This is a genomic window from Methyloversatilis universalis FAM5 (assembly GCF_000214035.2).
Lineage (GTDB): Bacteria > Pseudomonadota > Gammaproteobacteria > Burkholderiales > Rhodocyclaceae > Methyloversatilis > Methyloversatilis universalis.
In genome coordinates, this window is sequence record NZ_AFHG01000020.1 from 1 (window position 1) to 1,546 (window position 1,546).

General features: G+C 67.2%; 1 protein-coding gene. It reads left to right on the top strand.

Annotated elements, in window-relative coordinates:
- Nucleotides 1-561: 561 nt before the first annotated feature.
- Nucleotides 562-1,536 (top strand): IS110 family RNA-guided transposase, encoded by a 975-nt coding sequence (locus METUNV1_RS00090; protein ID WP_139026252.1) that lies wholly within the window; start codon nucleotides 562-564, stop codon nucleotides 1,534-1,536.
- Nucleotides 1,537-1,546: the final 10 nt, after the last annotated feature.

The following is a 1,546-nucleotide window of genomic DNA, read 5'->3' on the forward strand; positions in this document are numbered from 1 at the left end:
CAGGGGGCGCCGCACTCACTGAAGCGGGCTCCGGTCTTACGCTGACGCGCAGGATTGAAGCGTGTGCCGTGGGAGCGGCGCCTCGCCGCGATCAGGGCGGTGGTCAGGCGATGTCGGTCGATCTACGGCCGTATCGCGGCGGGGGCGCCGCTCCCACCGGAGACCGGCGCGCTCTTCGCGGTGCGCGCGGCAGGGGGCGCAGCGCCCCTGAGACGGAGCCTTGTCCTGATGCTGAGGCGCAGGATTGAAGCGTGTGCCGTGGGAGCGGCGCCTCGCCGCGATCCGGGCGGTGGTCAGGCGATATCGGTTGTTTGATCGCCGTATCGCGGCGGGGCGCCGCTTGTATGTTCACCTTCGGCAAGCGTAGTAGTGGACGCTTGTCGGGCGGAGGGACGAGCGCCGCATCTGACGGCAAGCACGTACAGACAGTGGGAGAGATGTCCCGCCTTCACCCCAAGCACCGATGAGGAATCCTTCGGACCGCGTCCGTCACGGTACCGACCATATCCTGCAAGCCTGTGCCCCGGTGATCCCGACAAGCCCTTCAACCTTAGTCCGGAGGTGCTCATCGTGACAAGTCAGACCGAATCCACTTGCTTTGGCATCGACGTCTCCAAGCGCTGGCTGGACATCGCCGAGCACGGCCGCTCGCCGGTACTGCGCATTGACAACACCGCCGCGGCCATCCGCGGCTGGCTGCGCACCTTGCCCCCGGGCGCTGTGCGCTTCGCCTGCGAGTCGACTGGCACCTACCACCGTCTGCTCGTCCGGTTGCTCATCGGCGCCGGCCATCAGGTGTATCTGATCGACGGCTACTCGCTGTCCAGATACCGCGACACGCTGGGCCAGCGCGCCAAGACCGACCGGCATGACGCGGGCCTGATCGCCCGCTATCTCGCCCACGAAGGGGCGCGTCTGCGCGCCTTCTCGCTGCCGCCCCGCGCGGTGACCGAACTGCGCGCCCTGCTGCGCCGTCGTGCCACCCTTGTGCGCAGCCTCGGACGTATCCGTCAGTCCATGGAGGAACTCCCCGGCTTCGCCCGCGAGGTGCGGGCTGTTACCGAGCGGATCCAGGCGCTGATCAAACGGCTGGAACAGCGCATCGCCGCGCTGATCGGCGCCAGCGGCTGGAGTGACCCGTACCGGCGCATCCTGAAGGTCGAAGGCATCGGCGCACTCACCGCCGCAGGCCTGTGCGCCACCTTCCACCGCGCCCGCTTCAGCGGCGGCGATGCCTTCATCGCCTTCCTGGGCCTGGATGTGACCGTGCGCCAATCGGGCACCCAGCGCGGACGCGGCGCGCTCAGCAAGAAGGGGGATGCCGAGATGCGCCGTCTGCTCTATAACGCCGCCATGGCGGCCAGCCGCTCCAGCACCTGGCAACCGTTCTACCAGCGCTTGCTCCAGCGCGGATTCAGCCGCACCCAGGCGCTGGTCGCTCTGGCAAGAAAGCTCGCACGGGTCGCCTTCTCGTTGATGAAGAACGCTTCCAACTACGTTCCTAAACAACACGAAAACGCTTGCGTTGGAACATAGAATCTCCCAC